General features: G+C 66.1%; 3 protein-coding genes. All 3 read left to right on the forward strand.

Annotation, left to right across the window (positions count from 1 at the left end; translation table 11 throughout):
• Positions 1–320 precede the first annotated feature (320 nt).
• Entirely contained in the window at positions 321–1,058 is a 738-nt protein-coding gene (locus V7787_RS52425) for an OmpA family protein (protein WP_336095399.1), read from the forward strand.
• Between the two features lie 361 nt (positions 1,059–1,419).
• Positions 1,420–2,073, forward strand: coding sequence for a response regulator (locus V7787_RS52430; protein WP_336095400.1), 654 nt, complete (start codon positions 1,420–1,422; stop codon positions 2,071–2,073).
• 19 nt (positions 2,074–2,092) lie between these two features.
• Positions 2,093–3,736: sensor histidine kinase (locus V7787_RS52435; RefSeq protein WP_336095401.1), on the forward strand; the 1,644-nt coding region annotated here is incomplete at its 3' end.

Raw genomic sequence — 3,736 nt, forward strand, 5'->3', positions numbered from 1 at the left:
AGTAAAGCGGAGCCCGCCTTCGCGGGAATGACGAACTGGAAGGATGCCGCTGAAGTCTCTGGATGTTCGGCTCCGCCGAAGTAAAGCGGAGCCCGCTTTCGCGGGAATGACGGACTGAAAGGACGGCACTGAAGTCTCTGGACGTTCGGCTCCGCCGAAGTAAAGCAGAGCGCGCCTTCGCGGGAATGACGGTAGGCAGGTTCGCTCATCCCGGCGACCAACCCCAGCCCCACCTGAACAGGCCCCTGTCCCCATCACTCGCCACCAACGGCGGCGTGATTAGCTTGTGTGCGCTCCGCCACACAGACTGAGGACAGCCCATGAACAACCAACTCAAACTCGCTCTAGCGGCCGCGACCATGACCGCGTTGCTGGCCGGCTGCGCCACCGGCGGTGGCGGCTACTACGGCGGTCAGCAGCAGCCCTATCCCAACAACCAGTATCCGCAGGGCCAGAATCCGCCGCCGCAGCAGCAGGGCGGCATGAACCGGACCCAGAAGGGCGCGTTGATCGGCGCGCTCGCCGGCGTCGCCGCCGGTTTGCTCAGCGGCAGCGACGCCACCGAACGCCGCCAGCGCGCGCTGATCGGCGCAGGCGTCGGCGGCCTGGCCGGCGGTGCGATCGGCAACTATCAGGATCGCCAGGAACGCGCCCTGCGCGAGAGCATGGCCGGCACCGGCGTGGATGTGATCCGACAGGGCGACAACATCACGCTCAATATGCCCAGCAACATCACCTTCGCCTTCAACAGCGCCAACCTGGAACCGCAGTTCTATTCGGTGCTCGACAACGTCGCCAGCACCCTGAACGAATACAACCAGACCATCGTCGAAGTCGCCGGCCACACCGACAGCATCGGCACCGATGCGGTCAATCAACGTTTGTCCGAACAACGCGCGGCCAGCGTCGGCAATTATTTGATGTCCAAGGGCCTGGTGCGCGACCGCTTCATCCTCACCGGCGCGGGCAAGACCCGTCCGATCGCCAGCAACGACACCGAGGCCGGACGCGCGCAAAACCGGCGTGTTGAAATTACCCTGGTTCCGGTGCGTTCTTGATAGTTAGTTTCTGTATTTAGTACGTACTATTGTCGTGGCGAATCATTCGCCGATCACACTGATAACGACATAACCTGCTGAAGAAAGTGCCCGGAATGTAACGTCCGGGCACTCAGCCGTTTCGCGCGCTTTCGCGCCATGCCAAAACGTTATTATGAAACTCGCGGCGCATGGCGTTTGATGCAACGCCATGCGCTCATGACGAGAGCGGGCGGTTGTTCGCGTACGTAACCGACGCGGTGCGTTCGTTGTGGTTTATATGCGCCGCTACTTTGGTCTGAGGAATAAGCATCGGCCATTCGGGCTGTGATAGTTATGTTTCGAAACAAGCCCCGCGAGTTGGGATTCGGGTATCGATAGAATGAGTCTGCGCATCGCTCTTTCCGATGATCATCCGGTGGTGCGCGTGGGCGTGCGCGCACTGCTCGAATCGCCGCCCGGGCTGCGCGAAGCCTGGCAGGTGGTGGCCGAGGCCGACAACGGCGATGCCTTGTTGAATCTGCTCGCGGCGACCGAGGTGGATTTGCTGATCACCGATTTCTCCATGCCCGGCAGTCGCGGCGGCGACGGTTTGGCCATGCTCGGGCAGATACGCCGCCGCTATCCGCAACTGCCGGTGATCGTGCTGACGATGATCGGCAACGTGCCGGTGCTGCGTTCGATCATCGAAGCCGGGGTGGAGGGATTGCTCGACAAAGCCGCCGCGGTCGCCGAATTGCCGCAGGCGGTGCGCGCGGTGTCGCAGGGCCGTTCGTACTACGGCGAAGCCTTGCGGCCGTTGCTGGACAGCGACGGCCGCCCGCTCGGCGAACGCGACCCGTTGGCGTTGTCGCCGCGCGAAACCGAAGTGCTGCGTCTGTTCGCCGCCGGCCAGGGCGTGTCGCAGATCGCCGCGCAATTGCATCGCAGCAAGCAAACCATCAGCCGGCAGAAGACCGATGCGATGGTCAAGCTCGGGCTCAAGAACGATCTGGAAATCTACGACTACGCGCGTTCGCAAGGGTTGCCCAGCTGAGCTGCGGGCGATGAAACCCATGCGGATTTACGGATGCAGGTGGCTGCGTTCGCACGGCGCGCGGCTGGTTCTGATCGCGGCGTTGTCGACGCCGGCGGCAAGCGCAGCGGGTCTGCCCGCGCCGATTGCGGTTTACGACTCCACCGCCACCCCGGCGGGCGCCGACGCCGCGCACCAGGCCGCCGGCGCGCACCGCAACGGCGTCGAGCTCGGCCACGGCGTGGCCTGGAGCAAGGTGATCGCGATCCTTGCCGTATCGCTGCTGATCATCGGCGCGATCGCCGCCGGCTATCTGCGCCTGCGCCAGGAGTCGCGCCGTCGCGAAGCGGCCGACAGCAAGCTGCGCGAGGTCGCCGGCAACTTGCCCGGCGTGGTGTTCAAGGCCCAGCGCGGCAGCGACGGGCGGGTGCGCTTTCCGTATCTGACCGGACGCCCGGAGCTGTTGTTCGGCATCGGCGCGGAGGCCATCGCCGCCGATCCGATGGCGTTGTTCTCGCGCATCCATCGCGGCGACCGCGCCGGCGTCATCGCCGCGGTGTTGGAAGCCGCGCTCAGCGCGAGCGAGATCAATGTCGATTTCCGCGTGCGCGGCGTCGGCGGCGAGCGCTGGATCCGGGTCAACGCGCTGCCGCGCAGCCCGCGCCCGGGCCAAGGCCAGGACGATGCCGGCTACACCGGGTATTTCGTCGATGTCACCCACGCCCGCGCCCAGGCCGCGGCGCTGGAGGCGGCCAAGGAGCAGGCCGAGGCGGCGACCCGGGCCAAGTCGAATTTCCTGGCCAGCATGAGCCATGAGATACGCACGCCGATGGGCGGCATGGTCGGCATGCTGGAATTGCTCGGCCAGTCGCCGCTGGACGACGATCAGCGCGTGCTGCTCGGTCACATGCGCGATTCCGCGCGCGCCTTGCAAAGCATCCTCGACGACATTCTCGACGTGTCCAAGATCGAATCCGGGCATCTGCGGATCGAACGCGCGCCGCTACAGCCGCGGGTGCTGGCCGACGCGGTGGCGGTGCACGCCGCGGCGGCCTGCCGCAAGAAAGGTCTGCGCCTGGATGTGCGCGTGGATGCGGCGGTGGAACGCTTCTACCTCGGCGACGCGATGCGTTTGCGGCAGGTGCTGTTGAACCTGCTCGGCAACGCGGTCAAGTTCACCGAGCGCGGCGGCGTGTGGCTGGATCTGCGCCTGGAGTCGGGCGTGGTCGAAACCGATCCGGACAAGGTCTGGCTGAGCATCGAGATCGGCGATACCGGTATCGGCATGTCGTGCGAACAACGCGCGCGGGTGTTCGAACCGTTCCAGCAAGGCGACGACAGCATTTCGCGGCGGTTCGGCGGAACCGGCCTGGGCCTGTCGATCTGTCGCGATCTGATCGGGCTGATGGGCGGCACGATCCGGATCGACAGCACCCCCGATGAAGGCACCCGGGTGGTGGCGACGCTGCCGCTGGGGCGCGCCGAGTCTCCGCTCGCCGACGCCGCGGGGCTGCGGGTGGCGCTGGCCTTCGCCGACCGGCGCCGCGCCGACGGCTTGAGCCAGTTGTTGTTGGCGATGGGGCATTCGGTCGTGCATTGCGGTCCGGCCGATCTGCGTTTCGCCGAGGGCGACGCGGCCGATACCTTGCGGGTGGTGCGCGCGCCGGATACCGCCGAGGCGGCG

Source organism: Pseudomonas sp. CGJS7, from assembly GCF_036961695.1.